Origin of the sequence: Amycolatopsis taiwanensis DSM 45107, from assembly GCF_000519205.1 — a bacterium.
In the GTDB taxonomy this organism is placed as follows: domain Bacteria; phylum Actinomycetota; class Actinomycetes; order Mycobacteriales; family Pseudonocardiaceae; genus Amycolatopsis_E; species Amycolatopsis_E taiwanensis.
The window spans coordinates 39937-59762 of the sequence record NZ_JAFB01000004.1; the positions used below are offsets into that span (position 1 = coordinate 39937).

A 19826-nucleotide genomic window follows, 5' to 3' on the forward strand; every position below is an offset into this window, starting at 1 on the left:
CTTGACACGATCCGGTGGCTTTTTTTGGAAGATCTTCGCTCGGATGTCCCAACGCACGTCAGACCGGTACCCACGCCGACTCACGAGCAAGAATCCTCCCCTCCGCGTCAGACCGTAGTAACACAGCGTGCAACACCGCGTCGACCCTGAATCGATACTGAGAAGCCGAGGGCCACAGCTGCCCGGCGAGCAGGGCGCCGGGCCAGGCCAGCGACCGTAACTCGAACTTCTCGGCCTCCGCCAGCGCCGCGGAAACGAGCTCCTCGGCGCGCGCCGGGGCGCCGGCGGCGATCAGGGCGGCGGCGAGCACGAGCTGCGACTTGATCACGTGCCGGCGGGCGCTCGCGGCCGTGGCGAGTTCGAGCGCCGCCTCCGCGGGTGCGCCGGCCGCCTCCGGCCGGCCGGAGGCCAGCTCGATCTCGGCCGTGACCCAGCCGGTCCGCACCCTCGCCCGCCAGCCGGACGCGAGCGGCGCGGCCGCGGCGAGCAGGCGGCGGGCCGCGCTCAGCCGGCCGGTGCCGAGGTTGTCGGCGGCCAGGCCGAGCAGGGCGTCGACGAACGCTCCGCGGCCGTCCAGCCCGTCGAGATCCTCGCCGCCCCCAGCGCCGGAGGCCAGCCGCAGCGCTCTGGCGTCCAGCCGCAGTGCGGCCGCGTGCCCACCGAGCTGGCGACGATGCGAAGCGAGCGTGGTCAGGGCCAGCGCCGCGAGGACCGGATCGGCTCCCCGGCCCAGCTCGCCGAGCCACGTCGCGGCGGCCGCGTAACGGCCCTGGGCACCGGACACGATCGCGGCCAGCAGCCTCGACCTCGCGGAATCCGGCGCGGCGAGCAGGACAGCAGCAGGCGCGAGCAGGTCACCGAACGCTGCCCGCCGCAGCTCGCCTTCCACGCCGGTCACCCTACTGGCCCAGTAAGACATATTCGAGGCGCTCGACGGCGCCTCGCAGGTCGGCCAGCAGCTCGACCTGTGCGGGCAACGGCGTGCGCCGCCAGCCCGGCCCCCAGGCGAACATGCGGCGGCGCGCCCGGCCACGGGGGTCGTCGGCGAAGAGCACGACGTCCGCGGCGTCGCCGTCGCACGCGTAGAGCACGACGGCCGCCGGTACGCTGCGTCGAACCGTCGTCGAGAGCACCTCAGGCGTCGGCGACCGGCCGAGTAGCTGGGTGGCGATGTGCCGGTCCGCCAAGGACGCGGCCAGTGCGTAGAGCGGGAGCGCGCCGCGCCGGCCCGGCACCGGGCTGAGCAGCACGGGCCGCTGGTTGCGTGGACTGTCCAGCACCGGGGTGGCGCGCACCAGCGCACCGAGCACGCACTCGGCGAGCAGGTATTCGACTTCCGGGCCCGCGCGAGTGCCGCGCCAGCCCGCCCCCAGCGCGGCCAGCACCGGTTCGATGACGCCGTCCCACGCGGCCAGCACGCCGGAATCCGCGACGGCCTCGGCAAGGGTTCGCTGCACGGCGTATGCGTCCATGGCGAGTGCCGCGGTTCGCAGCCGCCGGGCCATGGTGCTGCCGGACAGCCCGGTGGCCGCCGGCGCCGGCTCGGGTCCGGCCGGCAACTCGGCCGGCGGGGGCGCCGACTTCGGCAACTGGTCCAGGCAGTAGCGCGCGGCCTCGGCCGTCGATGCCCCGCGAAGCAGGGCGCGCTGCATCAGTTCGAGACGAGCGATGTCCGCCGCGCCGTAGCGGCGGTGCTTCCCATCGGTGTGCCGGCCCGGGCCAAGGCCGTAGCGTCGGTCCCAGGTGCGCAATGTGGACGGCGCGACCCCGAGCCGCCGGGCCACCGCGGCCACCGGCATCGTCGGCTCCGCGCGCCCGGCATCCATTCGCTTCAATATCCCGGCGAGCCGATCCACCGGCAACTCGATCTGCGACGCCGCGACCAGGCAAAGAAGCGCTCCTCACGCTCCCGGGGGACACCTAATGGATGAATCGGCGCGATTCCCTTGAACAACTATTGGCGCGCTTCTAACGTAGCGAGCATTGCACCAAATGGAGTAGTCGAGGCATGGTCACGACCGAATAACGGAGGCGGTCACGATGGCAGACACGCGCAGACTCCCCGGCCCGAACGCCGATATCTGGGACTGGCAACTTGAGGGAGCCTGCCGGGGAATGGACAGCGCCGCCTTCTTCCACCCCGACGGGGAACGCGGACCCGCCAGAGCCAGGCGGGAAGCGCGCGCGAAGGCGATCTGTCAAACCTGCCCCGTCCTGCGGCTTTGCCGTGAACACGCGCTCGCCGTGCACGAGCCCTACGGGATCTGGGGTGGACTGTCCGAATCGGAACGAGAGACCATCCTCAAAACCGAAAAGCGACATCTGAGCCTTTCCGGTCAGTGATCGAGAGAAGGAAGCGGGTGGCACTCGGTGGAGCGCCACCTCTTTTCATACCTGAAAGATTTTCCAGCTCGCCATCGCAACGTCGATCACTTCGGCCAGTCCACGTTCCGTCGCGCCGTCCAGTGCCTGAATCGACAACCCGTGCAGCACGGTGCCATAGAACGTGACCATCCGGTCAAGATCGACATTTTCCGGAATATCGCCATCGAGCACGCCCCGCGCCAGCCTTGCGCGGAGTTTTTCAAGATTATTCCTCCGCTTTTCGGCAAGAAATTCGCGTACCCGCCGATTCTGTTGTGTGCAGTTGACGCCGGCTAGCACGATCATGCACCCAGGGGGATGGGCGGAGCGATCCGTGAACGCCTTCGCACTCGACCCCAACCAGGCCGCCACAGCCTCCCGAGCGGTCACCCGGTCCGGGAACTCCTGCCCATACCGCTGCCCGTAACGCTCGACCGCCGCATGGAACAGCGATTCCTTGCCACCGAAAGCCGCGTACAGGCTCGGCGAGTTGATACCCATCGCGGCCGCGAGGTCGGCCATTGACGTGCCTTCGTAGCCGCGTTCCCAGAACACGTACATGGCCGCATCGAGCGCGGCATCGCGATCGAAGGCACGGGGGCGACCTCGAGGTGACACGCGACTCATTCTATATCGATCGGCACAGAAAGTCCTTGACCTTCCGCACGGGCCGATCCTAATTTTGTGCCAATCACTACAGAAAAGGAACTGGCATGAGGCCACTCGAGGGCAGGACCGCGCTGGTCACCGGCGGCAGCAGGGGCATCGGGGCGGCGATCGCCGTCCGGCTGGCCGAGGACGGCGCGAACGTGGCGATCACCTATGAGAAGTCGCGGGAGCGCGCGGAGGAGGTCGTGGCCAGGATCGAGGGCCTGGGCCGGAAGGCGCTCGCAATCCAGGCCGACAGCGCGGACGCCGCAGCCGTGACGTCCGCGGTCGACCGCACCGCCGAAACGCTGGACGGGCTGGACATCCTGGTCAACAACGCCGGCGTGTTCCCGACCGGCTCCATCGGCGAGATCGGGCTCGAGGACATCGACCGGGCGCTGGCCGTCAACCTGCGTGCGGTCATCGTCGGTGTCCGGGCGGCGGCGAAGCACCTGCCCGACGGCGGGCGGATCATCACTATCGGCAGCACGCTCAGCGAGCGCGTCCCGCGGGCCGGTATGAGCATCTACGCCGCGACGAAGTCCGCCTTGTCGGGGCTGACCAAGGGCATCGCGCGAGACCTCGGCGCGCGGGGTGTCACGGCAGTGCTCGTACAGCCGGGCCCGACGGACACCGACATGAACCCGGCGAACGGTCCGCGTGCGGCCGCTGTCCGGGCCATGAACGCCCTGGACCGGCACGCGGACCCGGCGGACATCGCCGCCACCGTCGCCCACGTCGCCGGTCCCGCAGGCCGGTTCATCACCGGCTCGGCGATCACCGTGGACGGCGGATCCAACGCCTGAAAAAGAAAGTTCCCCAATGTGGCGCCCGGCCACATTGGGGAACTGGGGCGGAGGTCAGTGCGAGTGGCCGTGACCGTGGCCGGTGTCGTCCTTGTCTTCCTCCGGCTTGTCGACCACGGAGCTCTCCGTGGTGAGCACCAGACGGGCGATCGAGGCGGCGTTGGCCACCGCGGAGCGGGTGACCTTCACCGGGTCCACGATGCCGGCCGCGCTCAGGTCGGTGATCTCACCGGTGACCGCGTTGAAACCCTGGCCCCAGCCATGCTCCTGCACCTTGGACACGATGACCGCGCCCTCGTAGCCGGCGTTGCTGGCAATCCAGTGCAGCGGTGCGGTGAGCGCGTCACGGACGATCTTCACCCCGAGCGCCTCGTCCCCGGTCAGACCGAGGTCGTCCAGCTCCTTGACCGCGTGTACCAGCGCCGAACCGCCGCCGGGCACGATGCCCTCCTCGACGGCCGCCTTGGTGGAGGCCACGGCGTCCTCGATGCGGTGCTTGCGCTCGTTCAGCTCGGTCTCGGTGGCCGCGCCGACCTTGATCACCGCGACCCCGCCGCCGAGCTTGGCCAGCCGCTCCTGCAGCTTCTCCCGGTCCCAGTCGGAGTCGGTGGTCTCGATCTCCTTGCGGATCTGGGCGATCCGGGCGTCGATGTCGGCCTTGGTGCCGGCGCCGTCGACGATCGTCGTGGTGTCCTTGGTGACCTCGATGCGCCGCGCGGTGCCCAGCGAGTCGAGGCCGATCTCGGACAGCTTGAGCCCGACCTCGCTGGAGACGACCTGCCCGCCGGTGACCACGGCGAGGTCGTCCAGGAACGCCTTGCGACGGTCACCGAAGCCCGGCGCCTTGACCGCGACGGACTTGAAGGTGCCGCGGATCTTGTTGACGACCAGGGTGGCCAGCGCCTCGCCCTCGACGTCCTCGGCGATGATCAGCAGCGGCTTCTTGGCCTCGACGACCTTCTCCAGGACGGGCAGCAGGTCGGCCAGCGCCGAGATCTTCTCCCGGTGCAGCAGCACGTAGGCGTTCTCCAGGATCGCCCGCTGCTCCTCCGCGTTGGTCGCGAAGTGCGCCGACAGGTAACCCTTGTCGAACTGCACGCCTTCGGTGATCTCGAGCTCCGTGGCCAGCGTGGAGGACTCCTCCACGGTGATCACACCGTCCTCGCCGACCTTCTCCACGGCCTCGCCGAGCAGCGCGCCGATGTTGGCGTCCCGCGAGGTCACGGTGCCGACCTGGGCGATGTTGTCCCGGCCCTTGACCGGGGTGGCCTTGGCCTTGAGCACCTCGACGACCTTTTCCGCGGCCGCCTCGATGCCCTGTCCCAGCGCGGTCGGGTTGGCGCCCGCGGCCACGTTGCGCAGGCCGACCCGGACCAGCGACTGCGCCAGCACGGTGGCCGTGGTGGTGCCGTCACCGGCCACGTCGTTGGTCTTGGTGGCCACGTTCTTGGCGAGCTGGGCGCCGAGGTTCTCGAACGGGTCCTCCAGTTCGATCTCGCGCGCCACCGTCACGCCGTCGAGCGTGATCGTCGGGCCGCCGAACTTCTTGTCCAGCACGACGTGGCGACCGCTCGGGCCGAGAGTGACCTTGACCGCGTCCGCGAGCTTGTTCACGCCACGCTCGAGCGCTCGACGAGATTCCTCGTCGAAATTGATCTGCTTGGGCATTGAAGAAACCTCTCTCGCAGTGCCATCGCCGAACGCACGCGCGAGCGCGGGTCGCCCGGTCGTGCGTACGCCCTGGCCACCGACCGGTGGCCGCGTCGGCACGCACCCGGCTCCCGCGCAATCAGCGTCGCGTCCCGGATGACTGCTCTGGTAGCAAGAACGCCCCGGTCCCCGGTATTACGCGGGGCCCGGGGCGCTCAAGGCTGATGCCGGCGTCAGTTGACGACAGCCAGCACGTCGCGGGCGGAAAGGATCAGGTAGTCCTCACCGTTGTACTTGACCTCGGTGCCGCCGTACTTCGAGTAGATCACGACGTCGCCGACCTTGACATCCACGGGAATGCGGTTGCCCTTGTCGTCGACACGGCCCGGGCCCACGGCCAGAACCTTGCCCTCCTGGGGCTTCTCCTTCGCGGTGTCGGGGATGACGAGACCGGAAGCCGTCGTCTCCTCGGCCTCGCTCGTCTGGACAACGATCTTGTCCTCGAGCGGTTTGATGTTCACGCTCACCGGGTTGACCTCCACGGGTCGTCGAAAGCGTTGGCAGGTACTTACTTGGGTTTCGGCTCCTACCACCCCCGCCGTCGCGGGTGCCGGGGCGTGTGCGGTGCCGTGCAATTAGCACTCTAGCCACGCGAGTGCTAGCCGCGCAAGGAGGTCCCGGTTACCGCGCCGGAACGTGTCGGCAGCGCCGTTGACCGGCACCTTTGTTCCCCGAGGATACGCGGCGGCCCGAGTAGGGTGCGCACATGACGATCACGGATGAGCTCCGGCGTTGGGCCATGGCGCTGCCGGAGGTCGAGGAGACCAGCCACTTCCGGTTCCGCGTCCCCCTCTGGAAGGTCCGCGGCCGGACCTTCCTCGGCATGGGGAAGGACGAGACAACAGCGGTGTTCTGCGTCGGCGAGCATGAAGCTCAGGACGCGGCAGCGACCGACCCCGACACCTGCGTGGCCGTCCGGCGTCAGGACGCGCGGAGAAGCTTTCTCGGACTGCAGGTGGAACTGGGCGACGTGCCCGAGGAGCGCATCAGGGCTCTGGTCGACCAAGCGTGGCGCCAGCAAGCTCCGAAACGGCTGGTCGCCGAGCACGACCGAGGTCGGTAGCTCGCGCCCAACGCGGAACCGCTCCGGCCGCTTCCACAGGCCCGGCCGCCGGCTCACCCTTTGAGCGGTGCCCACACCGACCAGGGGTTCCTACCGTGGAAAGACGGCCCGGAGACAAGTTCGAAGGGATGGTGTTTTCCATGGGTGGATGCAACTGCTGCAGCTCGTGCACCGGTCACGGATGCGGCTGCTGTAGCAAGTGCGGCTGAAGCAGCCCGCACCGAAACGGCGAGCCGGAGGCCGTGCTCTCCGGCTCTCCGGCTCACCGGCCGGGTCAGGGGGCTGGGAAACCCCACCTGATCATCCCGCGCCGGTCAGCCCGGTCACCATCCACAATGGACGCTACGAAAGTCCCGGAGCGCCAACGGTTCTCACCCGAAACGGACGAGTCAATCCCCCGAAGGAATTGGTGGCGTAGCACGATGGCGTGATCATCGGTCATTTTCCGTGTGCGCCACGACAATCTCGCCGATAGATCGTCCAAGGGATGGCCAATCCGACCGCCAACTACGGCGGTCGGTTTTCGCGCGCCAGACGGGAGAGTGCATGCGAACGCTGAAGCAACGCCACCATCCGGATCTCCACCGCCGCGAAGGCTTCAGCTCGCGGGCGGGTGAACTTCCGGAGGAGACAACGTGGACGTGATGTTGCTGGCGGGCACTTCGGCCGAGGCGGTGAAGCTGGCGCCACTGGCGATGACGTTGGAGGGGCACGGGGTGCTCCGGCCGGTCGTCGTGCACAGTGACCGCCCGGACAGCGGAGCCGATCACACGCTCGCGCCGTTCGGGCTGGCCGTCGACATCTGGCTGGGCGTCGGGCCGCGATCCGGTGACCGGCAGGCCGAACTGCTCGCCAGCCTGCTGCCCGCGCTCGACGAGGTGTTCCGGCGGCACCGGCCGGCCGCACTGGTCGTGACGGGCGACACCATCACCGCGCTCGCCGGCGCGCTGGCCGCGTTCTGGGCGCGCATCCCGGTCGTTCACCTCGACGCCGGGCTCCTCCTGCACGACCTGGACCCGTTCCCACACGAAAACGTGCGGCAGATGGTTGCCCGCATCGCCGCCCTCCACCTGGCTCCGACCACCGCCGCGGGCGCCGCCCTACGCGCCGAAGGCGTGGCGCGGCAACGAATCACGATCGTCGGCAACACCGCCGTCGACGCCGTCCATTACCTCGCCGAGCGTGACCTGCCGGCCCGGTGCGCGGAACTGGCGCTACTGGAGATGGAGGTCAACGAGGCCGGGCAGCGGCTGGTCCTGGTCGTCTGGGAGAGCGGCGAGTCCTGGGGCGAGCCGCTCGACCGGACGTTGCACGCGGTCCGGCGGCTGGTCGAGGAACACTACGACGTGCAGGTGCTGTTCCCGGTGCCGCCGAACCCCGCGTTGCGGGAACAGGTCGTCGGCGGGGTGGGCGACCTGGCCCGCGTGACGATCACCGAACCGCTCGACTACCCGGACCTGGTGCGCGCCCTGCGGCTTTCCTCGCTCGTGCTCACCGACTCCGACGCCATCCAGGAGGAGGCCCCCGCCTTCGCCGCGCCCGTGCTCGTACTGCGGGACTACACGCAGCGGCGGGAAGCGATCGAGTCGGGCTTCGCCTGGCTCGTCGGCACCGATTCCGACACCGTCCACATCGCCGCGACCGAGGTCCTCATCGGCCATCGCCAGGTCTCCACGGCGGAAAACCCCTACGGCGACGGAAACGCCGCCGCCCGGTCGGTCATCGCGCTGGAGGATCTGCTGGGCATCGCCGAGGAACACTTCTCCACCTGGGAAGCCCTGTCCTGAGCGGCGTGCTGGCCGCCGCCATGCACGCGCGCGAACAGTTCCGGCCCGACGTCGACACCCTGCTGGCCGAGGTGGACGTGCTCGTCAGCCCGACGAGCGGGTCCACCGCGCCCGGACGCGAACCCGATTTCGAACGCGGCAGCACCGAGTACACCCAGGGCCGTAGCAAAGGCCGAGTTCCGGGCGTCCAGTGCCGTCATGGTGGCCATCAGGGAAATCTCGGGAAATACCTGACGTTACCTGTCAGGTATGCCGTTTAGCGTTGCGCGCATGACATCAACCGCAACGCTCGTCATGGTCACGCTCGATTGCCCCGACCCCCGCGTCCTCGCGGAGTTCTACCACCAGGTGACCGGCTGGGAGATCGCGCACAGCGAGGTCGACTACGCCATGGTTTCCCAGGAAGGCCAGGTCCCGATCGGCTTCCAGCGCGCCGACGAGTTCGCGCCGCCGCGCTGGCCAGGCGCAGAGGTCCCGCAGCAGTTCCACCTCGACTTCGTGGTCGACGACCTGGACGCCACCGAGAAGAAACTGCTCGCCGCGGGCGCGGGCAAGCCCGAGTTCCAGCCGGGCGGCGACAAGTGGCGCGTGCTCACCGATCCCGCCGGGCACCCGTTCTGCGTGTGCCTGCGGAGCTGAGCCGCGTCACTTCCCGTCGTACGGGACGACCTGGGGGCGGAGCCAGCTAGACCCCCCGGCGCATGGCACGGGTGCCGAGGAAAAGGCCGAGGACCGCGACGGCGCAGGCGGCGATCAGCCCGTACAGCGCGGAAAGATCAGCCAGCTCACCGGCGAAGAGGACGCGTTCGGCGTCGACGAGGTAGGCGATCGGATTCACCTTGGCGATGGCCTGTACCCATCCCGGGCCATCCTCGATCGGCAACAGCACTCCAGAGAGCAGGAGCAGCGGATACATCAGTACCTGCGTGACCATCCAGAAGAGGGTGCCGTTGGGTTGGGCGGCAATCGCGAGCGCAAAAGACATGCCGCTCAGGCCGATGCCGAACACCACGAGCAGGGCCAGCCCGGCCAGCGCACCCGCGGGGTGGAGCCGGAAACCCAGCGGCAGGGCCAGGGCGACGATGACCATCGCCTGAGTGAGCAGGATGACCGATTCCTTCATGGTCCGGCCGATCACCATCGCGGTGCGGCTCAGCGGGGTGACCATCATTCGTTCGGTCGCCCCGCCGATCAGTTCGACGAGCAGGGAATGCCCGGCCGCCATCGGCCCGAACAGGGACATCGTGATCAGGATGCCGGGCACGAACCACTGCCAGGATGAACCGCTCGCGGCACCATATCCGCTCGCTCCGGCCAGCAGCCCGCCGAACAGGAACATGAACAGCAGCGGCTGGATCATGGCGAAGATCAGGCCGAGCGGCTGGCGAAGTTGGGGCGTGAACTCCCGGGAGAAAACGATCGTGGTGTCCCGCAAGAGCTTGACCATGCTGCGACTTCTCCTTCGAACCTAGAGCTGATCGGCGTTGTGGCCTTCGCGGAGGCTGTGGCCGGCGAGGGCGAGAAAGACGTCATCCAAAGTGGACTGTCTGCTTTCGGCGGTGATGGCTTTGATGCCGGCGGTGTCGAGCGCACGCAGGTACTCGGGAAGCACGGTATTGGCGCGGGGCACGCGGAGCCGGACGGTCGTCGCGTCGGTCTCCACCGCGACGGCTTCCGGTATCCGCTCAGCGATAGCGGCAGCGGTCGCGACCTCCGCCGGGTCGACGACGCTGATCACGACCTGGTCCCCGGCGAGTTCGCGCTTCAGCCCCTCGGCCGTACCGTCGGCGATGATCCGGCCGCGGTCGATGATCAGTACCCGCTCGGCCATCCGGTCGGCCTCTTCGAGGTAGTGAGTGGTCAGGAACAGGGTCATGCCGTGTTGTTCGCGCAGGCGCAGGATGTGCTCCCAGAGATTGGCGCGGCTCTGCGGATCCAGCCCTGTGGAGGGCTCGTCCAGGAACAGCAGCCGGGGCCGGTGGAGCAGGCACATGGCCACGTCCACCCGACGGCGTTGCCCGCCGGAGAGGGTTGCCGGCTTGCGCGCCGCCAGCGGTTGCAGATCCAGCAGGCGGAGCGCCTCGTCGGCGCGCTGCCGGGCCTGCGCCTTGGGCAGGCCATAGGTGCGGGCCTGAGTGACCAACTCGTCCCGGACCAGGAAGTTTTCGCCCGCGCTGTTCTTCTGCCCCACGTAGCCGATGGCCGTACGCACTCCGGCGGGATCGGTCAGGACATCGTGGCCTGCCACGCTCATCCGGCCGGAGGTCGGCGGAAGCAACGTGGTGAGCATCCGCAGCAATGTCGACTTTCCCGCGCCGTTGGGGCCGAGGAGCGCCACCAACTCACCGGCCTCGATGTGGAGGTCGATGCCCCGGACCGCCTCGACGGTTGTTTTCTTCACCCGGAACTGCCGAGTGAGACCCTCTGCGTGGATCACAGAACTCCCTATACGGGTCAGAGATGTTAGATAATGGAACATTGATGTTCCACTAGTGGACTCTAGCGGTCCATATCGGGACTTGCAACGTAGGCTGGCCGGCATGAGTGGCACCGCAAGCGCCCAGTCGGGAACTCGCAACCGCACGCGTCGCGCCATCTTGAGTGCGGCTTGCTCCGTGCTGGCCCGCAACTGGTCGGCGACACTCGCCGAGATCGCGGATGCCGCCCAGGTCGGCCGCACCACGCTGCACCGCTACTTCCCGGACCGGGAAACGCTGATCAAGGCCGCGGTGGATGACTCGCTCGAGGCGATCGAGTCATCCACCGCGGAAGCGGCGATCGAAACCGGGCCACCGCTGGCAGCCATGCGCCGGCTGGTGGCGGCGATGGTCGCGGTCGGCGACCGGCTGATGTTCGTGTTCGGCGATCCACGCGTGCTGGAGACCTACGGGGTGGCCAAGACCGATGCGCCACTGGAAGACGCGGTCGTCTCGCTCATCCGGCGGGGACAGGACGAGAAGGTGTTCGACCCGGAGGTCAGCCCGGTCTGGATCCGGCACACGCTCTGGGCCCTGGTCTACACCGGCCTTGAGGAGGTGGAAAGCGGGCGCCTGCCCCGGCACGACATCACGGCGACGGTCATCCGCACCTTGGAAAACGGAATCACGATGCACCGGTCGGACATGGCTTAACAGGAGGTCGGTGCGTCAGCGCTCACCCGCCGGGTGATCCGGCACGAGCGTGGCGAGGTGCCGGTGTACCACCGCGCACGCCAGGTCTGCGCCCAACTCGGCGGGGTGCAGCGTGCCGGCGAAGGCGAGGCTGTCGATGAGCGCGGCGAACCGTTCCGCCTCGACCTCGACGAGTTCGTCGGGCACCAGCCGTGCGCTGCGCAACAGGGTCGTGGTCAGCGCGCGCACGCCAGTATGCAGTTGGGTAGCGGTGTCGTGGAAGGCGGGCGTGATGCGCGGCCATCGCGAACTCCAGCCAAACCGTGGTCTCCTGCGTGCTGCGCGCATTGAGCGGCAGCAACTCGCCGATCATCCGTTCGGCGACGGCCAGCCCCGGAGGCCTCGGATTTGGGGAGGCAGGCCGCCGGCCTGGGACGGCAAGGGCCACGCGGGAATCACGGTCTGGCTACCCAAATCCGATCGCGCGCACTTTGAAACACTGTCTAGATCGAGACGACGTCGACCGGGAGCGCCGGATTCGCCGAAATGTCCAAAGCGGACTGACCGACCCCGGCCGCGACCACGTGCGCACCGAGCGCGGCGATCATGGCGCCGTTGTCGGTGCACAGTCGCGGCCTGGGCACGCGCAGGTCGATCCCGGCTTCCGCGCACCGCTCGCGGGCAAGGGCGGACAGCCGCGAGTTGGCCGCGACGCCGCCGGAGATCACCAGGGTGCCGATACCGGATTCCTTCGCCGCGCGAACGGCCTTCGCGGTGAGCACGTCGGCGACAGCCTCCTGGAAAGAGGCCGCGACATCGTTCACCGGAATCTCCTCGCCGCGGCGCTCGGCGCCCTCCACCCAGCGCGCGACGGCGGTCTTGAGGCCGGAGAACGAGAAGTCGAACTTGGCGTCCCGAGGGCCGGTCATGCCGCGGGGAAAGGCGATGGCGGCCGGGTCGCCCTGCTTGGCCGCCTTGTCGATCGGCGGACCACCGGGGTAGGGCAGGTCCAGCACCCGGGCGACCTTGTCGTACGCCTCGCCCGCCGCGTCATCCACCGTGGAACCCAGTTCGGTGATCGTGGTGGCGATGTCGTCGACGCGCAGCAGTTGGGTGTGCCCGCCGGAGACGAGCAGCGCCAGGCACGGTGACGGCAGGGGGCCGTGTTCCAGGGTGTCCACGGCGATGTGCCCGGCAAGGTGATTCACCCCGTACAGCGGAACGTCCAGCGCGGTGGCGTACGCCTTGGCGGCGGCGACCCCGACGAGCAGCGCCCCGGCCAGGCCCGGCCCGGCGGTGACCGCGATCGCGTCCACATCGGACAGTTTGAGGTCGGCGGCGGCGAACGCACGGTCCGCGGTGGGCACCAGCGCCTCCAGGTGCGCCCGGCTGGCGACCTCGGGGACGACGCCGCCGAACCGGGCGTGCTGCTCGACGCTGGAGGCGACCTCGTCGGCGAGCAGCTCGACGGTGCCGTCGTCGTGCAGCCGGACCAGGCCGACGCCGGTCTCGTCGCAGGAACTCTCGATGCCCATGATGATCCGCGACATTCAGCTCACCTCCTGGCCCGCGCGGGCCTCACGCTTCATGGTGTACGCGTCGGCGCCCGAGGGTTGGTAGTAGCCCTTACGAAGGCCTATCCGAGTGAAGCCGTGCCGCTCGTAGAGCCCGACGGCCCGGTCGTTGTCCGTGCGGACCTCCAGGAAGACCGGCGCGTTCAGCTCGTCGGCACGGGTGAGCAGGCCGCGCAACAGAGCGGTGCCGATGCCCTGCCCCTGGTATGCCGGGTCGACGCCGACCGTGTGCACGCTGGCTTCGAAGTCCCCCGGGCGGCCGACCACCGCGAGCCCGGCGTACCCGATCAGGACGTCCTCGTCGTAGGCGCTCAGGTAGTAGTTGCCGGCGTCGAGTTCCGAGTGGAAGGCGCGCGCGGACCACGGGTCGTCCCCGACGAACAACCGCTTCTCGAGCTCGACGCAGCGCGTGATGTCCTTGCGCCGCAGCGTGCCCAGCTTGATCACGCTGCCCCCTCCGCGAGTTCGCGCGCGTTGCCGCGAGTCGCCATGAGCGGTGTCATGCGGTCACCCGCTTCCGCGCCCCGGGTTCGACGGCGTCGGGGCGGCGCAGGTACAGCGGGGTCAGCGGGCCCGGCGCCGCCTTGGCGAGCAGGGCCGCCGAGGCCGCGGCGACCAGGCCGGAAGTGGCCGGGTAGTACGGCTCGATCATGCGGACACCGAGCCGGTCGGCATACAGCCGGCCACCGTCGCCCGCGGCCACTGTGTGGCCGAGGTCCGCCGGAGTCTGCACACACGGGCCGTCGACACGCTTTCCCGACGCGTCGTAAGCGGCCCAGTAGACCTCGCGGCGACGCGCGTCGGTCACGACGAGGAAGGGCTCGCCCGTGTCCACGCCCGCCGCGATCGCGTCCAGGCTGCACACCGGATAGGCGTTGAGCCCGAGCGCGTGGCCGAGAGCCGCGGCCGTCGCGATGCCCGCACGCAGGCCGGTGAACGGGCCGGGGCCAACTCCGCAAACGATTGCGTCCAGCTCGCCAAGGGCGACCCCGGCCTCCTGGAGCGCATCCCGGGCATGCGGCATGATCAACTCGCCGTGGGCGCGCGCGTCCAGCGTGACGCGTTCTGCGAGCACGGTGACGTCGTCGCCCGCCAGCGTCGCAACCCCAGCGGTCACGGCGGGCGTGGCGGTATCGATGGCAAGGACCAGCACGGTTTACCAGGGTACCGGCGCCCGGCCGGGACGGGATGGACATCCCTGGCGAGCGAGCCCTTCGGCAGCGCTCTTCCGCTCGCCGAACAAAAACACGGGCTTTTGAACGGGCCTGCGGCCTCTATCGTGAGGTAATGGCAGAACCCTTGTTCCCGGCGCTGATCTCACGCCAGCCCCTGAACACAGCCAAGACCGCCCTGCGATTCGGCGAGCTGGCCCTCGACTACACGGAACTGTCCACGGTGGCCGGCACGCTGGCCCGCGAGCTTCGCGCGAGCGCCCCGCCACGGGTGGCGGTGTGGGCGACGCCGACCCTGCACACCAGCGTTGCGGTCGTCAGCGCGCTACTCGCCGGGGTACCGGCGGTGCCGGTGAACCCGAAGATCGGCGAGCGGGAGCTCGCACACATCGTGTCCGACAGCACGCCGTCGCTCGTGCTCGCCGAACCCGGAGCGGTGCTGCCCTCGGCGCTGGCGGCCCTGCCGCGCAAGGACATCGAACTCACCGGCACGCCGGGCGAGCTGCCCCCGGAACCCGGCCCCGAAACACCCGCGTTGATCGTCTATACCTCCGGCACGACCGGGCCCCCCAAGGGCGTGGTGGTACCCCGCCGCGCCATCGCCAGCACGCTCGACGCGCTGGAGGACGCGTGGCAGTGGACCGCCGACGACGTGCTGGTGCACGCGCTGCCGCTGTTCCACGTCCACGGCCTGATCCTGGGCATCCTCGGCCCGCTGCGCCGGGGTGGCAGCGTGCGCCACCTGGGCCGCTTCTCCACCGAGGCCGCCGCGAAGGAGTTGGCCTCGGACGCCACGATGATGTTCGGCGTGCCGACCATGTACCACCGCATCGCCGGCGAGGTCGGCGAAGATCCCGAACTGGCCAAGGCCTTCGGCCGCGCACGGCTGCTCGTGTCGGGGTCGGCGGCACTGCCCGTGCACGACCACCAGCGGATCACCGCCGCCACCGGGCAGCAGGTCGTGGAGCGCTACGGCATGACCGAGACCCTGATGAACACCAGCGTCCGTGCCGACGGGGAGCGCAAGCCGGGCACCGTCGGCGTGCCGTTGCGCGGCGTGGAGCTGAGGCTGGTCGACGAGGCGGGCGACGTGGTCGAGGCGGCCGAGACTGTGGGCGAGATCCAGGTCCGCGGCCCGAACCTGTTCACCGAGTACCTCAACCGCCCCGACGCCACCGCCGAGGTGTTCACCGGCGGCTGGTTTCGCACCGGCGACATGGCCGTGCGAGACACCGACGGCTACCTGCGGATCGTCGGCCGCAAGGCGACCGATCTGATCAAGAGCGGCGGGTACAAGATCGGCGCCGGGGAGATCGAAAACGCGTTGCTGGAACATCCGGGGGTGGCCGAAGTCGCGGTCACCGCCGAAGAAGACCCCGACCTCGGCGAGCGAATCGTCGCCTGGATCGTGCCGGTGGAGGCCGCGCCGGACGAGCAGGAGCTGATCGACCACGTGGCGCGGCTGCTCACACCGCACAAGCGTCCGCGCGTCGTGCGCTTCCTGGATGCCTTGCCCCGCAACGAGATGGGCAAGGTGCTCAAGCGTTCCCTGCCGCAACCCCGAGAGACCTCATGACCGTTAACGCGCGGCAACTCGTCGAGTCCGTCGCGACGGGCTTCACCGAGTTCCCCGTGCCCACCCCGGAGTCCACATCGGACGGACCGATCGGCTGGCCGGGATACCGCGAGGCCCGCCGGCGGGCGATCGAACGAACCGGTGAGCGCGAGTCGGTCGTCTGCGGCGCGGGCAAGGTCGGCGACGTCGAGGCGACCCTGATCGCGTTCGAGTTCGGCTTCATGGGCGGGTCCCTTGGCCGGGCGACCGGCGACCGGATCGAAGCGGCCTTCGTCCATGCACGCGAACTCGGCACGCCGATGGTCACGCTGATCGCCACCGGGGGCAGCCGCATGTACGAAGGCATGGCGGCGCTGTCCCAACTCCAGCGCATCGCCCACCAGATCGCGTTGACCAGGGCCGCGGCGATCCCGCAGCTGGCGGTGCTGCGCGACCCGACCACCGGCGGCGGGTGGGCCACGCTCGGCGCCGCGGCGGACGTCATCCTCGCGCTGCCCGGCGCGCAGGCCGGCTTCGCGGGCTCCCGGGTGCGCCCGCCGGGAGACGCCGACGCCTACACCGCGGAGTCACACCTGGCCACCGGGCAGGTGGACCAGATCGTCGCACCGGACGAGTTGCCCGAACGACTCGCGCGGTGGCTGGCCCTGCTCACCGGTGCCGACGGGGTCGCCGCCGAGCCGCCGACCGCGCTCGGCGCCCGGAAGCCACCCGCGACCGGGTGGGCGTCGGTGCTCGCCGCCCGGGCGCCGGGACGGCCACGCGCGGACGCCTACCTGGACGCCTACTTCGACTGGTGTGAGGACATCAGCGGCGATCGCCGCGGAGGCGTCGACCCGGGTGTCCGCTGCGGTTTCGGGCATCGTCAAGGGACGACCATCGCCTACGCCGCGCAGTGCGGCACACCAACCCAGCCCGCGGGCTTCCGCACCGCGGCACGCTTGATCCGGCTCGCGGACCGGCTGGGGATTCCGGTGCTGACCCTGGTGGACACGCCCGGCGCCGCCAACGACGCCGCAGCCGAACGAGCCGGGGCCGGCCCGGCGATCGCGGAGGTCTTCACCGCGGTCGCGGAGGCCACTGTGCCCGTGACAACGCTGGTCATCGGGGAAGGTGGGTCCGGTGGTGCGCTTGCCTTCGCGGCGCCGGGCCGCACCTGGATCACGCCCGACGCGTACTTCTCGGTCACCTCACCGGAAGCGGCCACGGCCATCCTCAAGCTGCCGCCGGACGAGGTGCCCGCGGTCGCCGACCGGCTCCGCCTCCGGCCCCAGGACGTCGCGGAACTCGGCCTGGCCAAGGTGCAACTCGCGGATCCCGGGTGAACCGTCAGGGATGCAGCAGGATCTTGCCGCACGTACTCGCCGGGTCGGCCAGCAGTGCGAGCGCGCGGTCGGCCTCTTCCAGCGGGAACTCATGAGTCACCAGCGGCACCGGGTCCAGCAGCCCGGCGGCGAACGCGCGGACGGCATGTGACCATGCCCGGGAAGGGGCGCCGAACACGGTGTGCACCGTGACGGCGGCACCGACCAGCTCCGCGGGCACCAGCGGCTCGGTCTCCGCCCCGGCGAGCCCGGCGAGGACCGTCCGCCCGCCACGCCGGGTCAACGACACCGCCAGCCGGCCCGACCCGGGCGCACCGGCCGCCTCGACGACCACGTCGAACCCGCCCCGGGCATCCTCCGGCCGGCACCAGGTCGCGCCGAACCGCGCCGCGAGCTCGGCCCGGTCCGCGCGCGGATCGACCACCACGAGCGACCCCGGTCCGCCCGCGGCCAGCAACTGCGTGGCGAGCATCCCGAGCGTGCCGCCGCCGACCACCGCCACCCGCTCCCCCGGCATGGTCCCGGCCTTCAGGCAGGCGGCCGCCATGCACGCCGCCGGCTCCAGCAGTGCGGCGGCCCGCAGATCCGCGCCCTCCGGCAGCTCGTGCAGCAGCCGCGCCGGCAGCCGCAGTTCGTCCGACCACGCTCCGGGCCGCGTGAACCCCGTCTCGTCGTAGTCGGCCTCGCACAGGTTCTCCTCACCCCAGCGGCAGGCCACGCAGCGGCCGCAGTTGCGGAAGCCCTCGCCCACCACGGGTTTTCCGAGCAACGCCGGGTCGGTGCCCGGCCCCAGCTCGACCACCGTGCCGGACCATTCGTGCCCCGGCACCACCGGATACCGCACGAACTCCTCGGCGCGGGTGCCCGCAAAGACCTCCCGGTCCGAGCCGCAGATGCCCGACCAGGCCACGCGCACCACGACCTCGCCCGGCCCGGGCCGGACGGGTTCGGCCGGCACCAACCGCAGCGAGCCGGGACGTTCGATCAGCACCGAGCGGCTCATGAGCCCACGTCCGTCATGCCGGCACCGCGAGATCATCCGCCGGGAGCTTGGACATGACCGCCTCGGGCAGCCGGCGGTCCAGGAACTCCAGGCCGATCTGCGCGCGCCGGACCCGTTCGCGGCCCAGGGAGATCGCCAACGGCTCGAGATGCGTGCCGCTCGGGTAGATGTTCGGCGCGTTGCGCAGCCCGAACTTGAGGTACACCGGCGCCGCGACCCGCACGATCTCCGCGATCTCGAGATGCCGGACCAGCCCGCCCTGGTCGTCGGGCGACTCGATGTAGACGTCCAGCGGCAGGTCGACCGCCGCACGGATCGCGGCCAGCTGACCGAGCGTGAGATCGGTGGGCACGTTGTAGGTGTCCGCGCCGAGCTTCTCGGCCAGCCGCACGGCCGGCGGGTTCGAAAGTCCCATTTGGACACTGATCTTGAAACGCAGCCCGGCCGGAAACTCGCCGGCGGCCCGCAGCCGCGCGGCGATGTCCAGCACGCCTAGATCGGTGATGAGCACGCTGCGGATCCCGGCCTCGACACTGCGCTCGATGTCTTCGAGGTTGTGCACCACCTGCTCGATGCCGCGCGCCTGCGCGGCGAGCGCACCGGCGCCGGAAGCCTGCGCCGCGGCCGAGGAACCCCAGCCGGTCAACGGCCGCGCGAACAGGCTCACCTCGATGCCGCGCTGCTGCCCGATGCCGGCCATCCGGCGCAACTCGTCGGAAGTCAGCAGCATGCCGCCGCTGCCCTGGGAAACCCGGTGCACCGGCACTCCGCGCGCGTCGGCCTCGGCGAGCACCGCGTCAAGCACCGCCGGCCCTTCGACGCTCGGGATCTCCACCCGGCACTGCGCGCCATCGGGAAAGCGCTTGACGCTGTCCGGCCACTCGTTGTCCGTGCCCGCGAAACCCTCGGCTCGCAGGAAGTCCGTGAACTTGGTCACGCCACCACCTCGCTGGTCGAGACCTTAGCCCAGAAGCGGCTGAATTGGCCCCCCGCTCTGCGAGATAGCGAGAAACTCAGCTAGGTCGACGGCAGCAACGACGCCGCGGCTCGGACCGGTCGAACCGGGAATTCGCTCGCCTCAACCGAGAACTCGCTCGCCTGAATCGGGAAATCGGCGTCCCCAACCGAGAACTCGGCCGCCTGAATCGGGGACACGGCTGGCCCGGCGTTATCAGGACAGCTGAAGCCGGCCGTGCCAGGCGCCGTGCGGCTCCAGGGTGGCGAGCCGCACGTCGTCGGGCCGGCGCTCGAGGCGGACGACGAGATGGTCCGCGGAGAGCCGCTCGGCCGAGCCCTCACCCCACTCCACCACCACGGCCGAGGACTCCAGATCGGTGTCCAGGTCGAGGTCGTCGAGCTGAGCCAGGTCACCACCGAGCCGATAGGCGTCCACATGCACCATGCCCACGCCGCTCGCCCCGGCGGGATGCACCCGCGCGAGCACGAAGGTCGGCGAACTGACCCGGCCCGACACGCCGAGCCCGGCGGCGATTCCCCTGGCCAGCACGGTCTTGCCGGCGCCGAGCGGCCCGGCGAGCAGCACCAGGTCACCGGCTTCGAGCAGGCGGCCGAGCGACTCGCCGAAGCGCACGGTGTCCGCTTCGTTCGGCAGGACCTCAACCCTGCGCAGCTCTGCCAGCTCACGCGATCGCGTCACAACGCCTCACCCTCGAATACAGACTCTCTCCTCA

23 protein-coding genes are annotated in these 19826 nt (G+C 70.0%); 9 read left to right on the forward strand and 14 right to left on the reverse strand.

Features of this window, described 5'->3' with window-relative positions; translation table 11 throughout:
• Positions 1-58 precede the first annotated feature (58 nt).
• Both A3CU_RS0102550 and A3CU_RS0102555 read right to left on the reverse strand, forming a co-directional pair.
• Positions 59-919 carry a hypothetical protein gene (locus tag A3CU_RS0102550; RefSeq protein WP_052371408.1) on the reverse strand — a complete coding sequence of 287 codons (861 nt, stop codon included), beginning with the start codon at positions 917-919 and terminating at the stop codon, positions 59-61.
• On the reverse strand, positions 900-1826 hold the full coding sequence (locus A3CU_RS0102555) for a MerR family transcriptional regulator (protein ID WP_043840559.1): 927 nt from the start codon (positions 1824-1826) through the stop codon (positions 900-902). The genes A3CU_RS0102550 and A3CU_RS0102555 overlap by 20 nt, the downstream gene beginning before the upstream one ends.
• 214 nt (positions 1827-2040) lie before the next feature.
• Here A3CU_RS0102555 and A3CU_RS0102560 point away from each other — a divergent pair, with 214 nt between their 5' ends.
• The gene (locus A3CU_RS0102560; protein WP_027940933.1) at positions 2041-2343 is read left to right on the forward strand and encodes a WhiB family transcriptional regulator; all 303 of its coding nucleotides are present in this window, start codon (positions 2041-2043) and stop codon (positions 2341-2343) included.
• A gap of 45 nt (positions 2344-2388) precedes the next feature.
• Here A3CU_RS0102560 and A3CU_RS0102565 read toward each other — a convergent pair whose 3' ends face one another.
• Positions 2389-2982 (reverse strand): TetR/AcrR family transcriptional regulator, encoded by a 594-nt coding sequence (locus A3CU_RS0102565; RefSeq protein ID WP_211246328.1) that lies wholly within the window; start codon positions 2980-2982, stop codon positions 2389-2391.
• 95 nt (positions 2983-3077) lie between these two features.
• Between A3CU_RS0102565 and A3CU_RS0102570 the strand changes: the two genes are divergently transcribed.
• A complete protein-coding gene (locus tag A3CU_RS0102570) occupies positions 3078-3818 on the forward strand; it encodes an SDR family NAD(P)-dependent oxidoreductase (protein ID WP_027940935.1) in 741 nt (246 codons plus the stop codon).
• 54 nt (positions 3819-3872) lie between these two features.
• On the opposite strand, the gene groL is transcribed toward A3CU_RS0102570, so the two are convergent.
• Both groL and groES read right to left on the reverse strand, forming a co-directional pair.
• Positions 3873-5486, reverse strand: a complete 1614-nt coding sequence (gene groL, locus A3CU_RS0102575) for a chaperonin GroEL (RefSeq protein ID WP_027940936.1) — start codon at positions 5484-5486, stop codon at positions 3873-3875.
• A 215-nt stretch (positions 5487-5701) separates the two neighbouring features.
• Positions 5702-5995 (reverse strand): co-chaperone GroES, encoded by a 294-nt coding sequence (gene groES, locus A3CU_RS0102580; protein ID WP_027940937.1) that lies wholly within the window; start codon positions 5993-5995, stop codon positions 5702-5704.
• A gap of 239 nt (positions 5996-6234) precedes the next feature.
• Between groES and A3CU_RS0102585 the strand changes: the two genes are divergently transcribed.
• The 4 genes from A3CU_RS0102585 (at position 6235) to A3CU_RS0102600 (ending at position 9017) form a co-directional block, all read left to right on the forward strand.
• Positions 6235-6591 carry an MmcQ/YjbR family DNA-binding protein gene (locus A3CU_RS0102585; protein ID WP_027940938.1) on the forward strand — a complete coding sequence of 119 codons (357 nt, stop codon included), beginning with the start codon at positions 6235-6237 and terminating at the stop codon, positions 6589-6591.
• 635 nt (positions 6592-7226) lie between these two features.
• A complete protein-coding gene (gene wecB / locus A3CU_RS43250; RefSeq protein ID WP_043840560.1) occupies positions 7227-8378 on the forward strand; it encodes a non-hydrolyzing UDP-N-acetylglucosamine 2-epimerase in 1152 nt (383 codons plus the stop codon).
• Between the two features lie 5 nt (positions 8379-8383).
• On the forward strand, positions 8384-8638 hold the full coding sequence (locus A3CU_RS0102595; RefSeq protein WP_027940939.1) for a hypothetical protein: 255 nt from the start codon (positions 8384-8386) through the stop codon (positions 8636-8638).
• Positions 8639-8648: 10 nt separating this feature from the next.
• Positions 8649-9017, forward strand: coding sequence for a VOC family protein (locus tag A3CU_RS0102600; protein WP_027940940.1), 369 nt, complete (start codon positions 8649-8651; stop codon positions 9015-9017).
• A gap of 46 nt (positions 9018-9063) precedes the next feature.
• Here A3CU_RS0102600 and A3CU_RS0102605 read toward each other — a convergent pair whose 3' ends face one another.
• A complete protein-coding gene (locus A3CU_RS0102605; protein ID WP_027940941.1) occupies positions 9064-9825 on the reverse strand; it encodes an ABC transporter permease in 762 nt (253 codons plus the stop codon).
• Positions 9826-9846: 21 nt separating this feature from the next.
• Positions 9847-10815: an ATP-binding cassette domain-containing protein gene (locus tag A3CU_RS0102610; RefSeq protein WP_027940942.1), complete on the reverse strand. Its 969-nt coding sequence runs from the start codon at positions 10813-10815 to the stop codon at positions 9847-9849.
• 103 nt (positions 10816-10918) lie between these two features.
• Between A3CU_RS0102610 and A3CU_RS0102615 the strand changes: the two genes are divergently transcribed.
• Entirely contained in the window at positions 10919-11509 is a 591-nt protein-coding gene (locus A3CU_RS0102615) for a TetR/AcrR family transcriptional regulator (RefSeq protein WP_027940943.1), read from the forward strand.
• Positions 11510-11524: 15 nt separating this feature from the next.
• Here the strand turns inward: A3CU_RS0102615 and A3CU_RS0102620 are convergent, their stop codons facing one another.
• The 4 genes from A3CU_RS0102620 to tsaB all read right to left on the reverse strand — a co-directional run bounded on the left by A3CU_RS0102620 (position 11525) and on the right by tsaB (position 14215).
• Positions 11525-11836: a TetR family transcriptional regulator C-terminal domain-containing protein gene (locus tag A3CU_RS0102620; RefSeq protein WP_084143059.1), complete on the reverse strand. Its 312-nt coding sequence runs from the start codon at positions 11834-11836 to the stop codon at positions 11525-11527.
• A 155-nt stretch (positions 11837-11991) separates the two neighbouring features.
• A complete protein-coding gene (tsaD, locus tag A3CU_RS0102625; protein WP_027940945.1) occupies positions 11992-13038 on the reverse strand; it encodes a tRNA (adenosine(37)-N6)-threonylcarbamoyltransferase complex transferase subunit TsaD in 1047 nt (348 codons plus the stop codon).
• Complete coding sequence (rimI, locus tag A3CU_RS0102630) at positions 13039-13506, reverse strand: ribosomal protein S18-alanine N-acetyltransferase (protein WP_027940946.1); 468 nt, start codon at positions 13504-13506, stop codon at positions 13039-13041.
• A gap of 55 nt (positions 13507-13561) precedes the next feature.
• Positions 13562-14215, reverse strand: a complete 654-nt coding sequence (gene tsaB, locus A3CU_RS0102635) for a tRNA (adenosine(37)-N6)-threonylcarbamoyltransferase complex dimerization subunit type 1 TsaB (protein WP_027940947.1) — start codon at positions 14213-14215, stop codon at positions 13562-13564.
• A 134-nt stretch (positions 14216-14349) separates the two neighbouring features.
• On the opposite strand from tsaB, the gene A3CU_RS0102640 reads away from it, so the two are divergent.
• Together A3CU_RS0102640 and A3CU_RS0102645 are read left to right on the forward strand one after the other, a co-directional pair.
• Positions 14350-15810, forward strand: a complete 1461-nt coding sequence (locus A3CU_RS0102640; protein ID WP_027940948.1) for an acyl-CoA synthetase — start codon at positions 14350-14352, stop codon at positions 15808-15810.
• The gene (locus A3CU_RS0102645) at positions 15807-17132 is read left to right on the forward strand and encodes a carboxyl transferase domain-containing protein (RefSeq protein WP_027940949.1); all 1326 of its coding nucleotides are present in this window, start codon (positions 15807-15809) and stop codon (positions 17130-17132) included. The genes A3CU_RS0102640 and A3CU_RS0102645 overlap by 4 nt, the downstream gene beginning before the upstream one ends.
• Positions 17133-17136: 4 nt before the next feature.
• On the opposite strand, the gene A3CU_RS0102650 is transcribed toward A3CU_RS0102645, so the two are convergent.
• The 3 genes from A3CU_RS0102650 to tsaE form a co-directional block, all read right to left on the reverse strand.
• Positions 17137-18135 (reverse strand): zinc-dependent alcohol dehydrogenase, encoded by a 999-nt coding sequence (locus A3CU_RS0102650; protein ID WP_027940950.1) that lies wholly within the window; start codon positions 18133-18135, stop codon positions 17137-17139.
• A gap of 13 nt (positions 18136-18148) precedes the next feature.
• Positions 18149-19072, reverse strand: coding sequence for a U32 family peptidase (locus A3CU_RS0102655; protein ID WP_027940951.1), 924 nt, complete (start codon positions 19070-19072; stop codon positions 18149-18151).
• A gap of 234 nt (positions 19073-19306) precedes the next feature.
• A complete protein-coding gene (gene tsaE / locus A3CU_RS0102660) occupies positions 19307-19792 on the reverse strand; it encodes a tRNA (adenosine(37)-N6)-threonylcarbamoyltransferase complex ATPase subunit type 1 TsaE (protein WP_425388217.1) in 486 nt (161 codons plus the stop codon).
• Positions 19793-19826 lie beyond the last annotated feature (34 nt).

Coding starts and splice junctions, on each gene's coding strand:
- A3CU_RS0102550 (WP_052371408.1), bottom strand. CDS start 919: ATGTCTTACTGGGCCAGTAGGGTGACCGGCGTGGAAGGCGAGCTGCGG.
- A3CU_RS0102555 (WP_043840559.1), bottom strand. CDS start 1,826: ATGGATGCCGGGCGCGCGGAGCCGACGATGCCGGTGGCCGCGGTGGCC.
- A3CU_RS0102560 (WP_027940933.1), top strand. CDS start 2,041: ATGGCAGACACGCGCAGACTCCCCGGCCCGAACGCCGATATCTGGGAC.
- A3CU_RS0102570 (WP_027940935.1), top strand. CDS start 3,078: ATGAGGCCACTCGAGGGCAGGACCGCGCTGGTCACCGGCGGCAGCAGG.
- groL (WP_027940936.1), bottom strand. CDS start 5,486: ATGCCCAAGCAGATCAATTTCGACGAGGAATCTCGTCGAGCGCTCGAG.
- A3CU_RS0102585 (WP_027940938.1), top strand. CDS start 6,235: ATGACGATCACGGATGAGCTCCGGCGTTGGGCCATGGCGCTGCCGGAG.
- A3CU_RS0102600 (WP_027940940.1), top strand. CDS start 8,649: ATGACATCAACCGCAACGCTCGTCATGGTCACGCTCGATTGCCCCGAC.
- A3CU_RS0102605 (WP_027940941.1), bottom strand. CDS start 9,825: ATGGTCAAGCTCTTGCGGGACACCACGATCGTTTTCTCCCGGGAGTTC.
- A3CU_RS0102615 (WP_027940943.1), top strand. CDS start 10,919: ATGAGTGGCACCGCAAGCGCCCAGTCGGGAACTCGCAACCGCACGCGT.
- A3CU_RS0102620 (WP_084143059.1), bottom strand. CDS start 11,836: ATGCGCGCAGCACGCAGGAGACCACGGTTTGGCTGGAGTTCGCGATGG.
- tsaD (WP_027940945.1), bottom strand. CDS start 13,038: ATGTCGCGGATCATCATGGGCATCGAGAGTTCCTGCGACGAGACCGGC.
- A3CU_RS0102640 (WP_027940948.1), top strand. CDS start 14,350: ATGGCAGAACCCTTGTTCCCGGCGCTGATCTCACGCCAGCCCCTGAAC.
- A3CU_RS0102645 (WP_027940949.1), top strand. CDS start 15,807: ATGACCGTTAACGCGCGGCAACTCGTCGAGTCCGTCGCGACGGGCTTC.
- A3CU_RS0102650 (WP_027940950.1), bottom strand. CDS start 18,135: ATGAGCCGCTCGGTGCTGATCGAACGTCCCGGCTCGCTGCGGTTGGTG.